This is a genomic window from Flagellimonas sp. HMM57, from assembly GCF_021390175.1.
GTDB lineage: Bacteria > Bacteroidota > Bacteroidia > Flavobacteriales > Flavobacteriaceae > Flagellimonas.
The window spans coordinates 1,650,044-1,670,948 of sequence record NZ_CP090004.1; the positions used below are offsets into that span (position 1 = coordinate 1,650,044).

General features: G+C 36.9%; 18 protein-coding genes. 2 read left to right on the forward strand and 16 right to left on the reverse strand.

The window, feature by feature from the left end; translation table 11 throughout:
* Nucleotide 1 precedes the first annotated feature (1 nt).
* Both LV716_RS07400 and LV716_RS07405 read right to left on the reverse strand, forming a co-directional pair.
* Nucleotides 2–1,606, reverse strand: coding sequence for an FAD-binding protein (locus LV716_RS07400; protein ID WP_163417107.1), 1,605 nt, complete (start codon nt 1,604–1,606; stop codon nt 2–4).
* Between the two features lie 6 nt (nt 1,607–1,612).
* Nucleotides 1,613–1,969 carry a hypothetical protein gene (locus tag LV716_RS07405; RefSeq protein WP_163417108.1) on the reverse strand — a complete coding sequence of 119 codons (357 nt, stop codon included), beginning with the start codon at nt 1,967–1,969 and terminating at the stop codon, nt 1,613–1,615.
* Between the two features lie 426 nt (nt 1,970–2,395).
* On the opposite strand from LV716_RS07405, the gene LV716_RS07410 reads away from it, so the two are divergent.
* The gene (locus tag LV716_RS07410; protein WP_163417109.1) at nt 2,396–3,013 is read left to right on the forward strand and encodes a TetR/AcrR family transcriptional regulator; all 618 of its coding nucleotides are present in this window, start codon (nt 2,396–2,398) and stop codon (nt 3,011–3,013) included.
* Here the strand turns inward: LV716_RS07410 and LV716_RS07415 are convergent.
* The 3 genes from LV716_RS07415 to LV716_RS07425 are packed head-to-tail and all read right to left on the reverse strand — an operon-like array spanning nt 3,010 to nt 5,617.
* On the reverse strand, nt 3,010–4,059 hold the full coding sequence (locus tag LV716_RS07415) for a glycosyltransferase family 9 protein (RefSeq protein WP_233759256.1): 1,050 nt from the start codon (nt 4,057–4,059) through the stop codon (nt 3,010–3,012). The two genes, LV716_RS07410 and LV716_RS07415, sit on opposite strands and share 4 nt — an antisense overlap.
* Nucleotides 4,043–4,648, reverse strand: coding sequence for a DUF4254 domain-containing protein (locus LV716_RS07420; protein ID WP_163417110.1), 606 nt, complete (start codon nt 4,646–4,648; stop codon nt 4,043–4,045). Before LV716_RS07420 ends, LV716_RS07415 begins: the two co-directional genes overlap by 17 nt.
* A gap of 36 nt (nt 4,649–4,684) precedes the next feature.
* Complete coding sequence (locus tag LV716_RS07425) at nt 4,685–5,617, reverse strand: DUF6427 family protein (RefSeq protein ID WP_163417111.1); 933 nt, start codon at nt 5,615–5,617, stop codon at nt 4,685–4,687.
* Between the two features lie 39 nt (nt 5,618–5,656).
* Between LV716_RS07425 and LV716_RS07430 the strand changes: the two genes are divergently transcribed.
* Nucleotides 5,657–5,878: a uracil phosphoribosyltransferase gene (locus LV716_RS07430; protein ID WP_163417112.1), complete on the forward strand. Its 222-nt coding sequence runs from the start codon at nt 5,657–5,659 to the stop codon at nt 5,876–5,878.
* Here LV716_RS07430 and purD read toward each other — a convergent pair.
* The 11 genes from purD to LV716_RS07485 form a co-directional block, all read right to left on the reverse strand.
* On the reverse strand, nt 5,873–7,144 hold the full coding sequence (gene purD / locus LV716_RS07435; RefSeq protein ID WP_163417113.1) for a phosphoribosylamine--glycine ligase: 1,272 nt from the start codon (nt 7,142–7,144) through the stop codon (nt 5,873–5,875). The two genes, LV716_RS07430 and purD, sit on opposite strands and share 6 nt — an antisense overlap.
* A gap of 59 nt (nt 7,145–7,203) precedes the next feature.
* Complete coding sequence (locus tag LV716_RS07440) at nt 7,204–8,190, reverse strand: UDP-glucuronic acid decarboxylase family protein (RefSeq protein ID WP_163417114.1); 987 nt, start codon at nt 8,188–8,190, stop codon at nt 7,204–7,206.
* Nucleotides 8,187–9,338, reverse strand: coding sequence for a glycosyltransferase family 4 protein (locus tag LV716_RS07445; RefSeq protein ID WP_163417115.1), 1,152 nt, complete (start codon nt 9,336–9,338; stop codon nt 8,187–8,189). Before LV716_RS07445 ends, LV716_RS07440 begins: the two co-directional genes overlap by 4 nt.
* A gap of 23 nt (nt 9,339–9,361) precedes the next feature.
* Complete coding sequence (locus tag LV716_RS07450; protein ID WP_163417116.1) at nt 9,362–10,555, reverse strand: glycosyltransferase family 4 protein; 1,194 nt, start codon at nt 10,553–10,555, stop codon at nt 9,362–9,364.
* Complete coding sequence (locus tag LV716_RS07455) at nt 10,552–12,126, reverse strand: alginate lyase family protein (protein WP_163417117.1); 1,575 nt, start codon at nt 12,124–12,126, stop codon at nt 10,552–10,554. Before LV716_RS07455 ends, LV716_RS07450 begins: the two co-directional genes overlap by 4 nt.
* Nucleotides 12,108–14,228, reverse strand: coding sequence for a bi-domain-containing oxidoreductase (locus LV716_RS07460; protein WP_163417118.1), 2,121 nt, complete (start codon nt 14,226–14,228; stop codon nt 12,108–12,110). The genes LV716_RS07455 and LV716_RS07460 overlap by 19 nt, the downstream gene beginning before the upstream one ends.
* 514 nt (nt 14,229–14,742) lie before the next feature.
* Nucleotides 14,743–16,053 carry an O-antigen ligase gene (locus LV716_RS07465; protein ID WP_163417119.1) on the reverse strand — a complete coding sequence of 437 codons (1,311 nt, stop codon included), beginning with the start codon at nt 16,051–16,053 and terminating at the stop codon, nt 14,743–14,745.
* Complete coding sequence (locus LV716_RS07470; protein WP_163417120.1) at nt 16,046–17,263, reverse strand: hypothetical protein; 1,218 nt, start codon at nt 17,261–17,263, stop codon at nt 16,046–16,048. Before LV716_RS07470 ends, LV716_RS07465 begins: the two co-directional genes overlap by 8 nt.
* Before the next feature lie 257 nt (nt 17,264–17,520).
* The gene (locus LV716_RS07475) at nt 17,521–18,639 is read right to left on the reverse strand and encodes a glycosyltransferase (RefSeq protein WP_163417121.1); all 1,119 of its coding nucleotides are present in this window, start codon (nt 18,637–18,639) and stop codon (nt 17,521–17,523) included.
* The gene (locus LV716_RS07480; protein WP_163417122.1) at nt 18,623–19,714 is read right to left on the reverse strand and encodes a glycosyltransferase; all 1,092 of its coding nucleotides are present in this window, start codon (nt 19,712–19,714) and stop codon (nt 18,623–18,625) included. Before LV716_RS07480 ends, LV716_RS07475 begins: the two co-directional genes overlap by 17 nt.
* A 4-nt stretch (nt 19,715–19,718) precedes the next feature.
* A complete protein-coding gene (locus LV716_RS07485; RefSeq protein ID WP_163417123.1) occupies nt 19,719–20,900 on the reverse strand; it encodes an EpsG family protein in 1,182 nt (393 codons plus the stop codon).
* Between the last annotated feature and the right edge of the window lie 5 nt (nt 20,901–20,905).

A 20,905-nucleotide genomic window follows, 5' to 3' on the forward strand; every position in this document is an offset into this window, starting at 1 on the left:
GTTATAGCAAGGAGTCTATCAAATTAGAAGGGATGTTGGTCTCCTTCTTATCCAGTTTGGTATTCTTTAGAAACTCATTTGCAAATAGTTTCTGCATGTCATCGGATAGCAAAGCGCACCTGTACATTCTCCATGTTTTGGCATCCGCTCCGTACATATGATCTGTCAATCCCGGAAATTTCCAATCGGCATTTTTCCCCCAATGAATCGTAAAAGGGATATTGTTCGATTGTAAAACCTCGATCATTCTTTTGGAGAAGGTCTTCAGGCTCATAAGATTGTTCGTCTCGTTCCACAGTACACCATCAATTTCAATCATACAAGTAATTGGGAATCTGGCAAAGGACAGCGTTGCATTGGACTTTTTGATAAAGCGCATAGCGAAGATTCCCGGAACAGGACCCTCATCAACACTAAGCTTTGTGAGTACTTCCATTGCTTTACGGGAGTCTTTGTGGTCAACTCCAAAAGAACAGGCAAAGGCGGGGCCTTGATAAGGCGCATCCCAAAAAATCTCCGCCAAAGTGCCTGTCGCTTCTTCGTTAACATCTGGAAGTATGGAATTTTCCAAAACCTGAATAAACAATGGAATCGTATTTGGAAAATGAGAACCAATTTTTACAGCTAGATTTATGAGATCTCGATATACCGAAGTTTTAATCACCGGGAACGGATCGGGATAACTTTGACGGAATGGTTTTTTGTACATGCATTCCACAACGTATTTTCCATCATCCTTATATTGATTGATAAATATTTTATAATGGTACGGAATGTTGCCCTTTCCATTGGAATCCGTCTCTCCTTGAATCTTAAAGCTCGAATTTTTAAAGTCTTGGGTTTCTGCCAACTGTAACGCTATGTTCTTATCTATTTTGCGCACATAGCGTTTTAACAAAAACAGGTTTTGTGCCTCAATGACCACCCCATGGATAAAACCAAACGAGCCAAGCCCCACCAAAGCGGCATTGAAAAGTCCATCGTTGCGAATTACCCTCGATCTTAGTTTCTGCACAAAAACATTGTTAAGTACGGGTTTCGTATGTCTCTCCAAATACACAATATCTCCAGGGTTGGGTCCAATGATCAAGTTCAATCCCACTACATAATCCTGGACGGAACCTACATTGATGGCAGATCCGTGTACCCCTGTAGAAATACAGCCGGCAATCGTCTGTCCATTGCTGGCCCCAGATGCTTTTAACGACTTCCCATGTCCGGCAAGTTTTTCAGAGATTTCCTTGATGTTGTTTCCACATTGAAAAAGGAACAGGTTAGAGGCATCATAGCTCGACATAGCGTGAAGGTCCTGGTCCATGAACGAAAAATAGGTGTTCATATGGGCATTGTAATGCATGCGGTCCTTCTGATGTGCTATTTTGGACATGGACCAAGCCGAACCATACGCCCTAAAACCTTGGTTCTGGTTTTTGGTCTCGGTGATAAGTCGTTGTATTTCTTGTGCAGCATCATTATACCTATCAATGTTGGACGGCATACTATTGGTCGCTTCCAACTTGGTCTTATATAAAAACTTGAGGGGGAAAGGACCATTGCTATGCAGTGTGTCCCATTTACTTAGTGTCAATTTTGTTGTCTTGGCCATGGCTTTTCAATTTTTCATGCATACGTACTTGATCTTCACTCTACGCTTTCTTCCAAAAGTGACCGCACTTAAAAGCACTGCTCCCAGTGTATTTCTATATTCCACGGTATGTAGTTTCCCAGAAGGACATAAATCGGTTTTCTTTATCAATAAAGTAAAGTCCTTGGTGGTTGCCCCAATGGTTATTGTGGTATCCAGCTCGATTACCTCCATATCTCGATAATAATCATCTCGAACAATAGGTGCGGCAGGATTGTATGCTCCTTCTACGCTTCGTAACCGAACGGAATAACAGGATTGCAATAGAAGCATGGCAATAAATAACAATAGAAATGATGGCAGGATGAATCTTTTGAGTTTCATGATTGCATCGGTTTTAGTGAAAAAATTGAAAAATGGGTGGGAGAAGCTTGACTATCAGCAATTTACTTCATTCATTAAAATGCTAGCGATAAAACTGTATGATTTGTAAGATATTCTGTATAGTTTGAAAAGGGCGATTACTTGAAATAGTCTTATTGCGATACTAACTGATTGTGCATTACATCGGTATTAAAAGAACTTAAGCATTAACACTCTTAATCTATCAGGCGTGTTTTAACCAAGAAAGCTCACTCTTAAACCGACCCATGGGTCGGTACGTGTTTTGAGATTACCCACAATTTGGTCTTTTTTATACTTTTCACCGATTTTTCCCTTAGCTACGTCCTCAATTCTTTAGGTTGGCCAAAAACCGCAGAATCTTTGTTACAGACTTAACGGTCTATTAAACCCCAAAAACCGAATCTTATGCAAAAGACCCTGAAAAGACGCGAGACCATGCATCGTTTATGCTCAAAAGGCTTGGAAGTGTTCCATGAGAAAGGCTACTACCATACTAGTTTGGATGATATTTTAAAAGAATTGAATCTATCCAAAGGTGCATTTTATCATCATTTTAAATCCAAAGAAGATTTCTTTGTCCATATTGTGCAAAACCTTATTGTGCAAAAAGTATATGCCCTTTTGGTGGAACCCCTAAATACGCAAAAAAACCCATTGCCCGTGATTTTGGAAAGTTTGGAAAATGCTTTGGAACCAAGTCAGGGTAATAAGATGGCCTATGGTTTTATGCTGAACGATTTTTTGACTGAATTCAATAAACGCAATACCGAAATAAGCACTTACCTGAAAGACATTCTAAAAGTTTGGGAAGTCAATTTGATTTCAGTACTTAAACGGGGAAAAGTTGATGGCCATATTGCACGACACGTAGACTGTGAAGGCGTCGCTACATACATTATCGCTTCTTATTTGGGAATGCGTTCTTTGTTGGTCGATACTACCAATAGACAATTGAAGTATCAATATATGCAACAGTTAAAACATTATTTTGGTTCTATAACGGAACGAAACGTGGTAGCTTAAGCCTCCAATACTTGATAAATTTTCTTAACTACATCTTCAGGTGCTATTGTTTCCATTGCTGCTTCATATCCTTTGGGGAACTTATTTCCATAAACCGAAGTCGGTATCAAAGGGAATAGCTTCCTATCTGATAAAAGTGCATTTTCCATAGGTTGGCCAAACGGATAAAAGCCCGTAAATGGATGGGTGACCCCCCAAAGCGTCACGACAGGAATACCATAATTGGCAGCTAAATGTGCATTGCCACTATCCATGGAAAGTATAAGGTCCAAATTGGAAATGAGCGCTAATTCTTCAGAAAAATCAAGTCTACCGGCCATATTGACCGCTTCTTTGAATTCTTTCTCAACAGCTTTTAACTTCTCCTCTTCACCAGCCCCACCGCCAAACAACAAGATTTTATACTTTTCGGTATTGTTTAATATCCTAATGACATCAATCATAAGATGAAGTGGGTACATTTTGCCTTCATGCGCTGCAAATGGAGCAATGCCTATCCATTTTTTGGTGTCTTGTTTCACAATATCCAGAACCTTTTCTGAAAGCGGTTGTCGCTTTAACGGTTTGATTTCGGAAAAATCGATGGGAAACCCTAATTCCTTGAAGACATCCGCATAGCGTTGATGTGTTGCCTTTGCTTGTTTAAAAACCTTATTTTTAGCTCGGGTGAGCGCCTTTTTTTCTGCCCTTCCTTTATTCAATTGAATAAAAGGCGTTCGATCTAATGTAAAATACTTTTTAAGTATTTGGCTTCGTAGCACGTTGTGTAAATCTGCAACATAATCTATTTGAAGCGTTTTCAGTTCCCGGTACAATCTCCACAATCCAATTAATCCTTTATGTCGGTTTTTAATGTCGGCTTTATAGACCTCAACATTGTTTAACCCTGAAAATAGAGGGGCAAAATGATTTTTAGTAAGAACGGAAAGTTTAATGTGGGGGTACTTTGCGACCAATGCACCCAAAACCGGAACTGTCATTGCTACATCTCCCATTGCAGAGAGCCGAATGACCAAAATATGGGCTTGTTTACCCTTTTTGTCCACGTAGAACAGGGTTTAATTCGTCATCGTTGTACATTTTCATCTGTTTGTAGACTTTCATGTACTTGTCACCCTTTTCAATATCTTCAAGTAGTTGGTCTATTGCAGTGGATAAATCTTCCTTTTGTTCTAAGAGTACATTCAACTTATCGGTACACTTCTTAATATGTTCCTCGGAGGCATCCGTTCGGTCTGCCTCTTCTTGCATATGGTAGATTTTTAGTGCAAGAATGGAGAGTCTGTCAATCGCCCAGGCTGGACTTTCAGTGTTTATTTTTGCCCCATCCTTTATTTGAACCGATTGGTATTTATTCAAGAAGTGGCTGTCGATATATTCAACCAAATCTGTACGGTCTTGGTTGCTGGCATCGATTTTACGCTTTAAAACTAATGCATCATCGGGGTTTATTTGCGGATCTCTAATAATGTCTTCATAATGCCATTGTACCGTATCTATCCAATTTTTTCGATACAGCAAATGCTCTATTTTGTCTTTGGCATATGGGTTTGAGAATTCTTGATGCACATCATCCTTTATGTGATATGTATCGATGCTTTCTTGAAAAATAGTTAGGGCAAGTGAACTAAACATGGAGCGTGATTTTAGACAAAGATATTGCTTTATGACTTACTTATTAAGTTCCAATAGAAAAAGCAATAGGGGCAAAGCAATACAGATGATGATGATGACTTCGCGCAAACGCATTTTCTTAATGGACTCTATGTAGTTGGTAAGAAAAACAGCTGCCGGAAAAAAGGAAAATATAACGGGAGTAGCATTATTGGATTTGAACAGGCTAACAACGATTGCCAAAACAAAAACCAAAGAGATAATCTGTAACACCAATTGTTTGCCGCCGCCTTTCTGCTGCAACCTTACAAAGACCAAAACGATTACGACCATTATTAAAAAAGTGTAAATCAACAACTTTATTGTTGAAGCTTTTCCAAAGAAACCTGTCATTAAAAAATCGATTGAAAAACTATAATGTTCCCAAAAAAAAGAAAGGTTTTCATCAAAAGCCAAAACTGCAGATGAAAGCAAAAAAACAGTCAGAATTGCTACAACGGGTACCATCCAATTTTTGACGATTTTTCTATCATAAACGTTGATTACCGCAAAAACGAGTATCAAGAAAATCAATGCCCAATTATAGAACAAGCTTGCTATACAGATTAAAAAAGATGCATCAAAAATCTTGTGCTTTACATTCTTCATCGATTTGACGCCCAATAGCCTCCATACCGCCAACAACAGGAAAAAATTACAAAAAATAGCGCGCTCGTGAAGAAGAACATCGGAGAACCCAACGAGCAAAAGCACAAAAAACAATGGTGTGTACGAGCTAAAATCCGTTACTTTTTCAATTCTTACGATTTTATTGATCATATAGACAGAAAACAGAAGCACGCCAACTGTTAAGATCTGTAAGGGAATTGCATCTATATCTATTTGATAGCCCGTGCCATAAAAAACAAAGAAGCAGTAAAAGAGAAACACAAAGACCGATAGTACAATATAGTTTATCGGTTTTGTTTTGCTGAAAAAGCTTGAAATCATGTTTGGTTTTACTACTTTTGTAACGTAAATATAGCTAAGATGAGCAAGTTTTTTTACGGCATTGAAGACTTATTTGTGAATGTTCTTTTTGCGCCATATGATTTTTTCCGATTTGTAGAAAGCTGGTGGGCTTCAAACTCCATCAACTGGATTTTCTTCGTTATTGGTTTTGTTGCCATGATTTATTGGATGGGACAACTTAAGATTTTCAATAGCAATAATGAAGAGGATAAGAGCATAAGCTCACATTCTTATTTATAGGTCAAATCCTAAATCCTTTCTGTAGTACATTCCATCGAAATGTAGTTTTTCTATGTTTTGATAGGATTTTTGTAACGCTTCTTGAAAGTCTTTTCCAAAAGACGTAACTGCTATCACGCGACCGCCGTTTGTCACTATTTTTTCATTGTCCGATTTAGTTCCAGCGTGAAAAACCATGGAGTCCTTAATGTTTTCGATTCCAGAGATTTCCTTTCCTTTTTCATAAGCTTCGGGGTAACCACCAGATACGGCCATGACCGTAGTCGCTGTTCTTTCATCTATTTCTAAATCAATTTCATTCAATTTTCCATTTGCCATAGCAACAAGAATATCCACAACGTCCGTTTTTATTCTTGGCATCACCACCTCTGTTTCCGGGTCGCCCATGCGAACATTGTATTCGATGACCTTGGGCGCACCACCAACTTTTATCAATCCAATAAATATAAATCCCACATAAGGCAGATTATCCTTTTTAAGACCCTCTACGGTAGGCTTTACGATTTGCTGCTCAATTATCCCTATAAAAGCCTTATCCGCGAAGGGAACAGGCGAAATGGCGCCCATACCACCTGTATTCAAACCTGTGTCACCCTCTCCTATGCGTTTATAGTCTTTTGCTGTTGGCAGAATTTTATAATTGGTTCCATCGGTCAGCACAAAACAGCTTAATTCTATTCCGTCCAAAAACTCTTCGATAACCACGATAGCACTCGCCGAACCAAATTTTGAATCCACCAGCATGGATTTGAGCTCTGCCTTGGCTTCCTCCAAATCTTGAAGAATCAAAACTCCTTTCCCAGCTGCCAGTCCATCTGCCTTAAGAACATAAGGAGGGTTTAAGGTCTCTAAAAAAGCATATCCTTCTTTCAAATTGTCTGAAGTAAAACTTTGATACGCAGCTGTAGGGATTTTGTGGCGCATCATAAATTCTTTGGCAAATTCTTTACTGCCTTCAAGCTCAGCTGCAGCTTTTTGCGGGCCAATCACAGCGACGTCCTTTAATGCTGCGTCTTGCAAGAAAAAATCGTGAATTCCATTTACGAGCGGATCTTCGGGACCAACTACCACTAAATCGATATGCTTCTCCAAAACCACCTCTTTAATGGCATCAAAATCATTTACGCCAATAGCTATATTAGTCGCAATTTCTGATGTGCCCGCATTGCCTGGAGCTACAAAAAATTGTTTTGTTTTAGGACTTTCAGCGATTTTATGGGCGATAGCATGTTCGCGACCACCAGAGCCAAGAATTAAAATGTTCATCAATTGGAAATTTTGGCAAAAATAACCCAATTCGAATATTCGATAAGTGATATTCCTGTTTATTTGCCGTTCAAATGTGAAAAATCCCTATGCTCTTTTCGGTGCAGCTCTTCTGGGGTCAGGGATTTAAAATATTCAAATACTTTCTTTAAGCCTTCTGAGCGATGAACTTGGGGTTCCCATCCCAAAACTTCTTTTGCCCGGCTGATATCTGGTTGACGTTGTAAAGGGTCGTCTTGTGGCAATGGTTTATATATTATTTTTTGGTCAGTCCCTGTAAGTTTGATAATTTCCTGTGCAAATTCCAGAATAGTTGTTTCATCTGGGTTTCCAATATTGATGGGCTCAACGTAATCGCTCATCAACAAGCGATAGATTCCTTCGACCTGGTCATCTATATAAGTAAAGGATCGTGTCTGCGAGCCGTCCCCAAAAACGGTCAAATCTTCTCCTCGTAATGCCTGACCCATAAATGCTGGTACTACACGGCCGTCATTCAAACGCATTCTAGAACCATATGTGTTGAAAATACGAACAATGCGCGTATCCAGTCCATGGTGACGATGGTATGCCATGGTAATTGACTCCATAAAGCGTTTGGCCTCATCATACACGCCCCTTGGGCCAATTGGGCTTACGTTGCCGTAATACTCCTCATTTTGGGGGTGTACCAACGGATCCCCATATACTTCTGAAGTTGATGCTACCAAAATTCTAGCATTTTTTTCCTTTGCAAGACCTAATAAGTTGAGTGTGCCCAAAGAGCCAACTTTTAGCGTTTCTATAGGGATTTTCAAGTAGTCAATTGGACTTGCTGGGGAAGCAAAATGTAGAATGTAATCCAGATTGCCTCCTAAATGCACAAATGTGGAAACATCATGATGGTGAAATTCAAAATGTTCCAAAGGAAACAGATGCTCAATGTTCTTTAGGTCTCCTGTTATCAAATTGTCCATGGCAATAACATGATGCCCTTCTGCTATAAACCTGTCACAAAGGTGTGAACCGAGAAAACCTGCAGCTCCTGTTATTAGGGTTTTTTTCAATCGTTCTTTTTTTTCGGTTTGGAGGATGGTTCCGTCTTTTTCTTGAGGGAATCGATTTTGCGTCTTAATAAAATCTTTTGTTTTAGTGTTGTAAAGTTGTAGTTGTATTTAAAGAAGATATAACCAAGCAGAATCACAACACTGACCAGCATAATAACCATGCCCAGATTCTTAGCCTTACTGCCCAAAATAATAAATAGGACCACGAAAATTATATTAAAACACCCAATAATGAAACTAGCTTGTTTATGAGAGAGTCCCCAAAAGTCTATGAGCACATGATGTACGTGGTTTCTATCAGGAGAAAACGGGCCCCTTTTGTTAGCTATCCGAATTGTAAATACCCTAGCTGTGTCGAACAAAGGAACAATTAGAATACTTATGGCAATAAGCGGTGCATTTTCCAACAAAAAGGGAAGACCTTCATAAGAATCAGGTTTTAGAGCCAAAAATTTTAAGGTAAGTACACTAATGATAAAGCCCACTATCAGAGAGCCGGTATCTCCCATAAAAATCTTTTTATCCGATGAAATGTTAAACCCAAAGAAGGCCATTAAACAGGCATTCATGGTTATACTTAACAGTGCAAAGAAATATTCTTCCGATAAGTAGAAGATAGTTGTATAAATGACCATAATTACAATCCCTACAATAGATGCTAATCCGTCGATACCATCAATCAGGTTGTACGAATTGATTATGGTCAACATCAAAAAGCCCGCAATGACCAAATACAGAAAGTATGGGATTTCATAGATGTTCAAAAAGCCATTAAGAGATTCTATTACAAAACTGTTATTCGCTAGAACAAAGGCTATGGCTAGGGTTTGCGCAATCAGCTTTGATCCAGGTGAAAGAACAACCAAATCATCTTTTAAACCTACAATAAAAAGTATTGTTAATCCTGGTATGATATAAATAACCTCATTAGAAACCTGCCAATTCTTTATAAAGAAGAATGCGAAAATCAAGGTAAAGTAAAAGGCAACTCCCCCCAATGTTGGCGTTCTATCTTTATGGGAACTCCTACTATTAGGATCGTCCATAAGCCTTTTATACTCAACTACACCTATAATTTTAGGGATAGTCAAATAGACCAACAGAAAAGAACCTATAAAAATAGATACGGCAGTTTCTAAAAAATTCATTTTTCAAAGGTAGAAAACTAAACTTAGTTGCCTAAAAATAAAAGCATTTGCTTTGCAAGATTAGACCTGTCAAAGTCCAGTATTATTTTTTCAAAAGCATTAGATTTTATCTTATTTGTTTCTATGAGATGAAGTTTTTCTAAAAAATCCTCTATGTTTTCAGGTTCAAAACAGCAGCCAATACCGTAATCTTCTATCAGTTTTTTGGATTCTCCCTCGACACCAAGAAGTATAGGTTTATGCATTCCTGATAGTTCAAAAATTTTAGACGGGAGAACAGATTTAAACGTATCTGACTTTTTAAGATTAACAAGCGCAACATCCAATATAGAAATGTATTTTTTCACTTCTCTTTTTTCTACTGGAGGAAGCATTGTTACATTTTTCAATCCAAGGTTGTCTTTCATTTGCATGAGGTTGTCTTTTTCTGCCCCTGTTCCTAAAAATAGAAAATGAAACTTTTCATTTTCTATTTTAGAAGCGCACTCTAAAATGAAATCAAGTTTATGGGCCATACCATGTGTTCCAATATAGCCCACAATAAATTTATTTGTTAGTCCCAATTCTTTAAGAAGCTTTTCATTCTTGGGTATAGGTTTAAACATAGTTGTGTTAATCCCGTTTTTTACCACTTTGATTTTTTCTTCGGATACGCCCCTTTCGTTAATCAATTGTTCTTTAAACGAATCAGTGACCACTATAATTCTCCAGGCGCTTTTGTACATATGCAGCTCTAGATATTCAAAAAACCGGATAATAAGGTTTCTATCCATAGCCCCTACGGCCCTTATTGATTCTGGCCAAATATCACGAACTTCCATTACCCACGGTTTTCGTTTCCAGAAGGAGAGCCACCGCCCAGATACTGCAGTAAAAAATTGAGGGGAAGTCGCCACGATTATATCGGTTTTTATGAAAAGGCCCGCCCAGAAAGACATTATCATAAAGCTTAAAAAATCAATGATTCGTTTTAAAAAACCTTTATTTGCTGCAATATAGGTCCAAACACGAATCACGTTTATTCCATCTATGACATCTTTCTGATACCATTTGTTTTTGTACCCTTCAAAAATCTTTCCTTCTGGGAAGTTTGGCGCACACGTCACTACAGTAACCTCAACACCTTGTTTCACCCATTCCTTACAATGCTCGTATGTGCGTGTTGCAGGGGCATTGAACTCGGGAGGGAAATTATCGGTAAGAAACAATACCTTCATAAATCAATCTGGGTATTTAGGGTTTTACGAAAAGATACCGCAATTTTTTTGGCTTCCTCTCTTTTATTAAATCCTATCGCATATTGATACGATAATTGTTTTAATTCTAAAGAGTTTTTAAAAGTTAAACGAATGTCTTCTTTAGTTAACCTTACCGTATTCTCATAAATCTCTATTTGCTTTACCGACGGGTGAAAATGAAAATATGCTGTTTGATTCTCCTCAACTTCTTTATTTAAGAAATCTTGAATGATAATTCGAGAAGGTTCAGAAATAACTTTTCTTGTATGTTCGATTCCTAAGTTACTATATCCATCATGGGATGCTTGAACATGGTTCGGTGACTCTTCCAGCTTGACGATTTTAGCTCTTTTTGCTACTCGAAACCCCCCCCAAACCTCGGTTTGTTCTTGATTTCCCACTTTAACCGTATTATGCGATTCCGTTTCTCGTTCTTGTTGACGTAACGCATTCTTCTCATAGGTAGATGTTCCAGTATCTACAATGATTGGATTTTTGTCCACGTATAGTTCAAAACTAAAGGTGTCTGAATGCGCATGGCCAGGTTGGTAAGTAGGTCCTATATTTCCCACATCTACAAAGAGCTCATAATTGGACTGATTAAATTTCCGATAACCTGAATCCCCAAGTTTTCCTTTTGCCCAATCCAATCCCAGTTCTTTCCCATAGTTAAATAGCTGCTTTGATGTTGGAGCGATTCCATATGCACTATCGTTGACCATAGGGATATTTCCATTGGAGAATGTTACCGCTTCAAGCCAAGAGAGCATCTTAACCGCCTTTTCTTTTAAGAAAGAAGTATCCTCTTTCCAAGGATTCAGTTGGGATAGTCTGATACAATCCAACAATCGGTGCAAAAGTATTTGGTGATACATGGGTGAAAGCTCAAAATGAGCGCCGTCGCTCAAAACCTGTTCATCGAGTTCCTTTATCAGTATTTGAATTGCTTTTTTGTATAACACCTCATCCCTAAAATAATATGCGCCAAAGAACAGAGAAAAACCATTTTCCAATAAATGGTTTCCCAAAAGATGATATTCCAGATTATGAAGAAGGATTTGGTAATGGCTGTAAAGCGTTTGATTGATTTCCATGTCGGAAATCGAATGCTTAGAGAGAAACTTTATCCAATTGATTCCTCTTAATGAAATCGGATAGGGCTCTTTACCATCCCTTAATCCTTCATCGGTATTGATATAATCCTTGATGAGCTGAAGCCCTTCTTCCAATGTTATAAGCTCTTGGTTGAGAAAGTCGAAATAGTTAAGGTTATAGGTCCAAAGCTTGCCATAAGTGTTGTAATTCCAGTCGATTCCTGAATTAAAAGCGTGGCCTAGATTTAGGAATTCAAACTCTTTGTTTTTTTTATAACTATCGGTATATTCAAAAAGATCTTGCCAACTGAGCGGTTGAACCTGCCCGGTCAACGGTCGCTGGTAGCCTTTTTTAAAGAACCGTGTTCGCAGAAAGTAATAGGCGCGATAATAGATTTGCCTGAATCGCAAATATTTTACCGTATGAAAAAGTAATCCTAATCTACGGATATCCATTTGCCCTTTTTCAACGATTCAATGGCAGCGAAGGATGCTTTGGTCGTATTTACAATTTCATTAAAAGGAATAATAGGGTCTCCCCCTTTTTGCTGTTGTTGTAGCAATGTCTGAAATTGATTGTAATGGCCTTTGTCTTGTTTTGATGAAGCATTTCTGCCTCCTTTGAATCCATAAGTCTTCAGCTTTCGCCAATTGTCCATAATCATCGTTCGTTCTTGGGAATAAATCTCAACGCGTTCTTTGGAATAGGCTTTACTGCCATTCGCAAAGTAGTTGATAACCGCATTAGAACCATTCTCATATTGTAACAAGATACTAGCATTATCAGTGTTCTCTTCGGGATTCACGCCCATGGCATTCATGCAAACCGCCTTTACACGGCTACCCGCCAAATAGGTACATAAATCAATATAATGGCAGGCTTCTCCTATAATTCGACCACCACCGATTTCCATATCATGTACCCAAACATCTGCAGGAATAAAACCAGCGTTCATCGTCGCCACAATATTTATTGGGGTATCATCATTTCCCAAAAGTTTTTTCATGTTCTTGGCCAAAGGTGCGAAACGCCTATTAAATCCAACGCTTATCCCAACATTTTGACTATCGTATTCTGCAATAATGAGTTCTAATTCATTTTCTGTAAGCGCCAGAGGTTTTTCCACAAAAACGCTTTTCCCCGCCTTTAGGGTTTCCAAGACCATAGGTGCATGCATATGATGCTGAGTGGTAATGAATACTAAATCCACATCCGCATCGTTCAATATTTCCTTATAATTGGATGTGGAATTAGCAATGGCATGGCGCTTCGCCATGATTGTTGACGACAATCCTCCAGAACTTGCAATGTATTTGATTTCTGCACTCAACTTCTTAAGACTGGGAAGTATGGTGGAGCTGGTAAAATTTCCTGCACCTACTATACCGATAACTCCTTTCTTTCCCTCAAAAGACTTAGTGTCAATGGTTACCGTATTGACCGGAGCTTCCGTTTCGTCATATTCCAAAATTGATGCGATGGACTTTGAATTGCCCATATCCCCATAGATTTTATTGAAATTCTTTAGGGGTATACGCTCGGTAATTAAAGGTTTGACATCTAAAGTACCTTTGGAAATCGCATTGAGAATCGCTTCAAAGTTTCGTTTTTCCGTCCACCGTACATAGCCAATAGGGTAATCATTTCCTTTTTGTTCGTATTCTTCGTCATATCGACCCGGTCCATAGGAACATGAAACTTGAAATGAAATCTCTTTTTCATAAAAATCCGCTCGACTTATATCCAGACCGATTACGCCGACCAAGATAACACGTCCCCGCTTTCTGCACATTTGAGCTGACTGTGCTATAATCTCGTTACTTTTATTGGAAGCCGTAATAATTACACCGTCTGCACCGATTCCGTTGGTATAGGATTCCACAAATTTTACCTGATCGCTGCCCTCCGCAGGGTTAATAGCCACAATACCTTTTTCCTCGGCTATACGAACTTTTTCCGGGTCATAATCAAATCCTATGACATTGCAACCATTGCCCAAGAGCAACTCAGCGGTTACCAAACCAATAAGCCCGAGCCCCACTACCACAACCGTTTCCCCAAACGTTGGGTCCAATAGACGGATTCCCTGTAATCCAATAGCGCCTATTACGGTAAACGCAGCTTCTTCATCACTTACATTATCAGGAATCTTGGCCACTAAATTTTTTGGAATATTCACATATTCCGCATGATTGCCGTTTGAGGCTACGCGGTCACCTACTTGAAACTCGGTAACACCTCGACCTACACCCACAACCTCTCCTACATTACAATATCCTAGTGGCAAAGGTTGGTTTAATTTATTGAGAACAGCGTCCATAGTAGGTTTCAGTCCATCGGTCTTGACCTTGTTCAAAACCATTTTTACCTTATCAGGTTGTTGTTTGGCCTTTTGAATGAAATTGGCTTTACCGAACTCCACCAACATACGTTCTGTACCTAATGAAACCAAGGTACGCGAAGTTTTAATCAATACACAGCCCGATTTGGTCATGGGTACTGGTACTTCTTCTAAGATGGTTTCTCCGTTTTTAAGGTCTTGGATGATTTGTTTCATTATTATTAATCAGAATATTAAAAATGCAAAATAGTAATTAACCGTCACTGTGAAATGAATATTATTGTTTTAGCTCGAAAAAAACTTTTCCTGATTATAAAACTACTTTGTTTTTAGCTATCATCAAGTTTTATTTTTAACTTATGGAAAAACAATTGATATTCAATTACTCTCATTTAAAATAAGATTCATATCACCCTCAAATAATCGTGAAAAAAACTTAGCTCCTTCTTTGGTTAAATGACAACTTTGATTTTCTTAGCTGTGATGGCCTGAAGAGTATTATTGCTAAAAATATTTGTGGCAACAATACTTTGCGCTAAATTTCCAAGATTATCCAGAAGAATTACCATTGTCTCAATAAACAATGAAAGATCGACTCCCAAGTATACATTTTGTAAAAACCTAAATGAAAAATGATGACAACTATTGTGACAATTGCTCTTAATCCCTGAATATCCAACCTAAAATCCCTAGAAGGTGTAAACTATATACAAATTCTTTTGTAGTGTTTTTAAATATGTTCTTTTTTTGAAATCGAGGCGAAAACGCTAATAAATAACGATGTAAGTATAATACCATCTTGCCTTGTTAAAAAGGATTCAATCAAGCAACAGAAAAATATAGCCAATGCAAAAGCTACCATAAAATAGTTTTTGAATCTTATGCCTTCAATAATGGGACAAAAGAAAACTGACAATAGTACTAAAAATCCAATAATTCCGCTCCCAATCAAAACCTCCAAAACTTGGCTATGCGGACCATAATTCAAATGGGCTATACTTGTAAATTTGTTTTTTTCATTTTGTACCCTCAATACTTTTTTCACATCACCCGTTCCATATCCAAATATTGGTTTTTCTTCTATTAACTGGATTGCAGATTTGTACAGTATATACCTAATTTCTGTGCTCCCGGGCCTAAGTTGGTTCGTAAAGCTTTTATTCTGGTCTTTTCCTGGAGATAAAATGTATTTAATTTGTTGTATAGAATTGTTAAATCGGCTGTAGAGCGTCTCTTTAAAAGCAAAGGTTAAAACTAAGAAACTCAGAATGAAAATAATTTTCTTTCGAATGCTTATTGGGCTGAATATAGGCAACACTATCCCTGACACAACCAACAGGCCAACTATAATCTTAGATTGAACACAAAAAATTACACTTGCCAACATCAACAATGCCAATAGCTCCATAATAAGCTTTTTCATGTTTTTGTTCCCTCTTGGCCTTGGCTGACCCAGCAAATCAAAAACTATATAATAGACAGCTAAAAGTAAATACATAGAAAAATAAGTTCTATGGACATTCACAACTATGAAGTGGTTGCTTAAGTACTCTATAGCTGTTCCGATACGATTTCCCTCAGGTTTTTCACCCAGAATACAGTACTCATCTAAAAAAATAGATACATAGAAGAAATGCAGAAATGAAACAACACAAATCATAGTGCAGCCCAAGATAAATAGCTTGAAAAGTGTATCTCTCTGTTTATCAGACACCTTGACCAGGGGCATCAAAAAAGGAAAAAGAAAAAAGGAAACTTTATGTTCCAGCTGTTTTAAGGCACTATCCGTTTCATCCGAAATAAAAAACCCTATAATATAAAGACTGTAAAACAATAAAAGAGGCACATAAATTTTACTTACTTTACTAAAATTGGTTTTCCAAGAACTCCAATCGCCAAACATCAAACTCATCAGAACAAAAAGGAAAATGGCAATAGGCAATGCTTTACCACCTACAGGAAGCATAAAGAAAATCACGGAAAGGGCAATAAAAGGAATATTGTATTCCTTATTTATTACTTTTGTTGGAGGTTTAAACATCAGTAACAACGAATTTCAGTTTTCCTGATGCAGTTCTGGGAATAGCTTCTAAATATTCAAACTTTAAGAATATTTCATCTCCAACACGTTTTCTAAATTCATTTATCAATCTTTTTTCTTCCTTAAGTGAGAAGCCAGATCCCTTAACTATTTTGACTATAATTTCTTCTTTAGAAACTTGATGAATTTGAGCTTCATCTATATTGGTAAAACTTTTAAAAATATGGTCTAAGCGGCCTAGCTTTGTTCCATTTGGCAAAATAAGATAATCTTCATTACGACCATTAACCTCCAATATACATTGAGTTTCATTGAAAGGTTGTTTTTCCATACTTATATTATCACCTGTGTTATATCTTATTAATGGAAATGCCAAATTATGATAGTTAGTACCTAAAACCATGTAAGGTCCGGAATCTTGATCTTTGATAAATTCAGTATATGCAAAATCTTGATCAGGCACAAGTTTGTCCTTATTCGTTTGACTAATATTAGCTACTCCCTCAGCCAATCCATAATGTTGAATCAATCTCGCTTTTTTAAACGTTCTTCTAATCTGAATTATCTGATTCTCCATAAGGTTTTCTGACCCGAACGAGATAATCCTTACCTTCACTAATGGTTCTAGTCCTTTTTTTTCAATAAGATTTGCCAATAATGCAATTTGGGAAGGATAGCCGTGCAACCATTCAAGGTTTTTCTTTTTTAGACAATCATAATAATCTGATACTGTTTCACTGTTTAGATGGTGCGCACTAAACATAACTTGTTTTAAAAATGTACTATGATGCCAATAGGGGGGGGTGTTTTTCTTAGGTGATAAAATACTTCTTCCACCAAACCATGCACATCGGGTGTTCAAATTAATTCCATTTTCAGTTCTGTAGCGCCACCATACAGCCCATTGATGGTTTTCCATTGATTGCGTTTGAGGGAATATCATCCCTGAACCCGTTGTGCCGCTTGTTTTTAGCATACTTATCTTTCCTGGAGCGTTATAGTTGCAAATGGTTTTTATGTTTGCCTTAACTTCTTTTTTGGTCAATATGGGTAGCTTGTGAATTTCACTAAGTAAATCCGTGGCATTAAAATCAACTTTATAGGTCTTGAACTTATTATTCCAAAAAGGAGTTGTCGCTGCGCTTTTCATAAACAACCTAAGCTCTATAAGGTTTACCTCTCGCCTATCTTGCATTTGATATTTTGCCAATAACCTTGAAAAATTGGCATTATACCTAGACCTCCTGATAAAATAACCCTTAATGTTCAATAAAACAGACTGAATCCAATACGGGCTTTTTAAATATATTTTTTCAAAATCCATATAGATACACTATTTCTTTTACATTCCTAACAAATAACAATAAAACTGCTCTTGACACGTAATCGAGAGAATTGGCAATATGTTTAGGACAAAGTGTTATTCCCATTATTAAATAACTACTAAATAGACCAATTCAAAAACCATCAACTAATTGTTCTTATCTGTTCCAAGATACTTATATATTTTCTGGCCCTAGAAGCGGAAGTTTCAAAAAAACCCAACCTTTTCTTACCGTTTAATTGTAGACTTCTATAAATTTCATTATCAAGCGCTTTGCTAATTGTATTTTTTATATCCGCGGCATCGAGAGGGTCAAAATACAAAGCAGCTTCTTGACATATTTCAGTTGCAAAGGGCAAATTAGATGTAAGTATCGGTTTTCCTGTAATCATGGCTTCAGTATATGATGCTGAAAAGCATTCCAAAAGTGTTGGTAAAAACATAAAATCGCATTTTTGGTACAAACAGGGGACGTAATTAATATCAGTGGGACCAACATTGAGAATCCTATCTTCATATCCTTTAAAATGCTCAAAATCTTTTTTGGGAAGAGTAGTGACAAAAATAACTTCTGAATCTTTTCCCATTAAATCCAATACCGATTTAATAATCCCTAAGTTCTTATGTGGATAATATGCACTAACTGTTAATAGTTTAGTGCGTTTGTCGTTATCTAAAAAATCAAACTTTTCACAATTTATTTTTGAATTTAAAAAAACTTGATGGTATGTATTTGATACTGTATATATTTTTAATCTATTAATTTTAAGGTAAGCCGCTAAACGATTAGAAGCATCTTCTGTCTCTGTGACATAAAAATCAGCCGAATTTTTTAATAGAATTTTTTTAATCTCTTTTCTAAGCTTTAGTTTTATTTTTTCAAATAAATCAAGCTTTTCGAAAAAAGGAGATACATCTGCATAAATGTAATGAGGAATGGCATAACCAACCAAATGCCTTGTTTTTGGTTTCCAATATGTAGGGCCAAACACACTGAAAACTACATCTGGGTTAAATTTTCGCTCTATTTGCGATAACTCTTTCCTTGCCGAAAATCCAAATAAAGAAACTTTATTTTTTATACGATATAGTACAATATCCTCTTTTTGTAGCCTTTGAGCCATTTCGCTATAGAGCACTTTAGAGCATAAAACCAAATATTCATATCCTCTTGAATCACTATCCAACTCTTCAATAAAAGATTTAGCAACTTGAATTGCACCACCCTTTACCAGGTTGGAAATATTAATTAGTATCTTCATAAAAGAGAAAATTCAAATATTTTTCGGCAATGATATTAAGTGATTGCTTAAATCCTAATTTGGAAGACTCATTCTCAAACATTAATCTTTTTTGGGGCAATCTCATAAGTCCTTCCAATTTTTCGGCAAACTGTTCTTCATTATTTAATTCGACCAAAAAACCATTCTCATCGTTTTTGATAATCTCTCGTGGCCCCGTATCGCAATCATAACTTATAGATGCTAAAGGAAATGCCATCGCTTCTATTAGGGCGTTCGGGTATCCTTCAAAAATGGATGTCATTGCAAAAATACTACTCCTTGACATGAATTCGCCCACATTTTTCTGGATACCGTGCAACTTGACATAGGGTGTCAAATCGAGACGTTCAATTTCATTTTCCAAAACTTTTTTCAAAGATCCTCCTCCCAAAATATGTAGTTCCCAGTCTAACATTCCAATTTTTTTGAATATCCGTATCAAGGCGATTTGATTTTTCTGTTTTTCTAATCTTCCTATATTCAGAATTATATTTCTCTCTCTACGCCTTTCTTCTTTAGACTCCTTGAATGTACGTACAGGGTTCGGTATGACCTTTATATTAGGATTCCCTGTTTTCTTGAGAAGAAAATCCTTTGAGGCCTCTGTTTGCGCTATTATTCCTGCAGCTTTTGGGTATAGCACGTTTCTGAGCCATTCAAAATGTCTTTTTCTTTTTATGAAAGGGCTATTTCTATCGGACACAAATATTTTTTTTCCTAAAAAAAGCCCAGCCAACAAAACAAAGGAATTGTATACTTCTCCAAAGCTCAGAACTGCTTTGGCCTTACTTTTGGACATTTTACGCCTTACAAAGAATAAGAGCCTTATAGAATACCATATTTTGGAAAGTACAGTTTTTTTATACCTGAAATCTGGCTTAATAATTTGGGTGATTTTTGGGTGAATGGGATAAAATGGTTTATGGCTCACTAGAAAGAGTATTTCAATATGATGCCCTTGATCGCTCCATAAATTACCCAACTCATTCATAATTCTTTCCATACCACCACTTTTATACGTGGGAATCACCAACATTATACTTCGTTTGTTCATAGGCTTAATAGATTTCACTTAAGGGAGCATCTTCAACTAGTAGCATTAAGGTAATCAAGGAGTTTATATCAAAAAGACTATTAAAAAGGACATCCTTGAGAATAAATACCAGTGTTGATGTATATAGTAGTAGAATTAGAAAAAATAGTTGAAGGTAAAACTTATTCTTATAGCCCTTAGCAAGTTCAAAAAGTATGAGAAAAACCATCATAGGCCTAACGACATAACCAATTCTGGTGAAAATGTCCGGAGCTGCGGAAAAGATGTTCATTGTAAAAACCAGTATATAGACCATATTCCTTAACAAGGATTTTCTTTTGTACGTAAAAAGCAAATATAAATACGCAAAATAGGTCCATAAAATTTTAATGTAATAAAGAATTACGGCTCCAAACGATTCTTGCATAGCTTCTTCGATAACATCAAGGCCCGTTAAATATCCCAGAGCCTTTTGCTGCAAATTCCCTTTTAAGGGCAGTAGAGTCACCATAACCAAAAGTGCTTCCTTTGGAATGAAAACAAAACCAAGTGAGCATATGAACAAAACGCGACATAGCAAATCTTCATTTTTTACCCTTCCGAAAAAAATATATACTGGGACGAATAAAATGGAAGAGAAGTGTATGAAACAAGCCAAGATAAGATAGATATGCCCTTTTTTCGATTTTTCAAAGAAATAAAAATAGAAGGCCAATAAAACAAAAGAAAAGCCCCAATAATTTCTAAGGCCCATAAGAAGAAGTTTCCATTGAAAAGAAAGCAAGAGCATAAGTAATCCAGCAGTAAAGAGCCTAGAAGAATACTTGTTAAAAAGTCTATGAAAGACCAGAAAAAAATTACTTAATATAAAAAAGACAACAGTACTGGCGAAGAAACGAGCCGAAAATCCCAACTTAGAGAATATATACATTATCCAATAAAAAAGGAAATCGGGTCTTGTGCTTAAATACTTGAAGAATCTACTGATAGACATAGATGACATATCTTCAAATAAGTCATAATGTCTGGCAAGGTCATCTATTATTTTGGGGATGATTTGATATTCTACTAGACCAAAGAGAACAGCTAGAAGAAAAAGGGCCGAGCTTTGCTTCTTGAGTATTCCTAAAATAACTCCAGGCAAAGCCAAAAAGGGGCTTAATAAAAGCCCTACTCCACTGATTAATAAATTTTTATCAATTCGCATTTTAA

Excerpts from the sequence above, each read along its gene's own strand:
- LV716_RS07400 (WP_163417107.1), bottom strand. The coding sequence starts at position 1,606 with ATGGCCAAGACAACAAAATTGACACTAAGTAAATGGGACACACTGCAT.
- LV716_RS07405 (WP_163417108.1), bottom strand. The coding sequence starts at position 1,969 with ATGAAACTCAAAAGATTCATCCTGCCATCATTTCTATTGTTATTTATT.
- LV716_RS07410 (WP_163417109.1), top strand. The coding sequence starts at position 2,396 with ATGCAAAAGACCCTGAAAAGACGCGAGACCATGCATCGTTTATGCTCA.
- LV716_RS07420 (WP_163417110.1), bottom strand. The coding sequence starts at position 4,648 with ATGTTTAGTTCACTTGCCCTAACTATTTTTCAAGAAAGCATCGATACA.
- LV716_RS07425 (WP_163417111.1), bottom strand. The coding sequence starts at position 5,617 with ATGATTTCAAGCTTTTTCAGCAAAACAAAACCGATAAACTATATTGTA.
- LV716_RS07430 (WP_163417112.1), top strand. The coding sequence starts at position 5,657 with ATGAGCAAGTTTTTTTACGGCATTGAAGACTTATTTGTGAATGTTCTT.
- purD (WP_163417113.1), bottom strand. The coding sequence starts at position 7,144 with ATGAACATTTTAATTCTTGGCTCTGGTGGTCGCGAACATGCTATCGCC.
- LV716_RS07445 (WP_163417115.1), bottom strand. The coding sequence starts at position 9,338 with ATGAATTTTTTAGAAACTGCCGTATCTATTTTTATAGGTTCTTTTCTG.
- LV716_RS07450 (WP_163417116.1), bottom strand. The coding sequence starts at position 10,555 with ATGAAGGTATTGTTTCTTACCGATAATTTCCCTCCCGAGTTCAATGCC.
- LV716_RS07455 (WP_163417117.1), bottom strand. The coding sequence starts at position 12,126 with ATGGATATCCGTAGATTAGGATTACTTTTTCATACGGTAAAATATTTG.
- LV716_RS07460 (WP_163417118.1), bottom strand. The coding sequence starts at position 14,228 with ATGAAACAAATCATCCAAGACCTTAAAAACGGAGAAACCATCTTAGAA.
- LV716_RS07465 (WP_163417119.1), bottom strand. The coding sequence starts at position 16,053 with ATGTTTAAACCTCCAACAAAAGTAATAAATAAGGAATACAATATTCCT.
- LV716_RS07475 (WP_163417121.1), bottom strand. The coding sequence starts at position 18,639 with ATGAAGATACTAATTAATATTTCCAACCTGGTAAAGGGTGGTGCAATT.
- LV716_RS07480 (WP_163417122.1), bottom strand. The coding sequence starts at position 19,714 with ATGAACAAACGAAGTATAATGTTGGTGATTCCCACGTATAAAAGTGGT.
- LV716_RS07485 (WP_163417123.1), bottom strand. The coding sequence starts at position 20,900 with ATGCGAATTGATAAAAATTTATTAATCAGTGGAGTAGGGCTTTTATTA.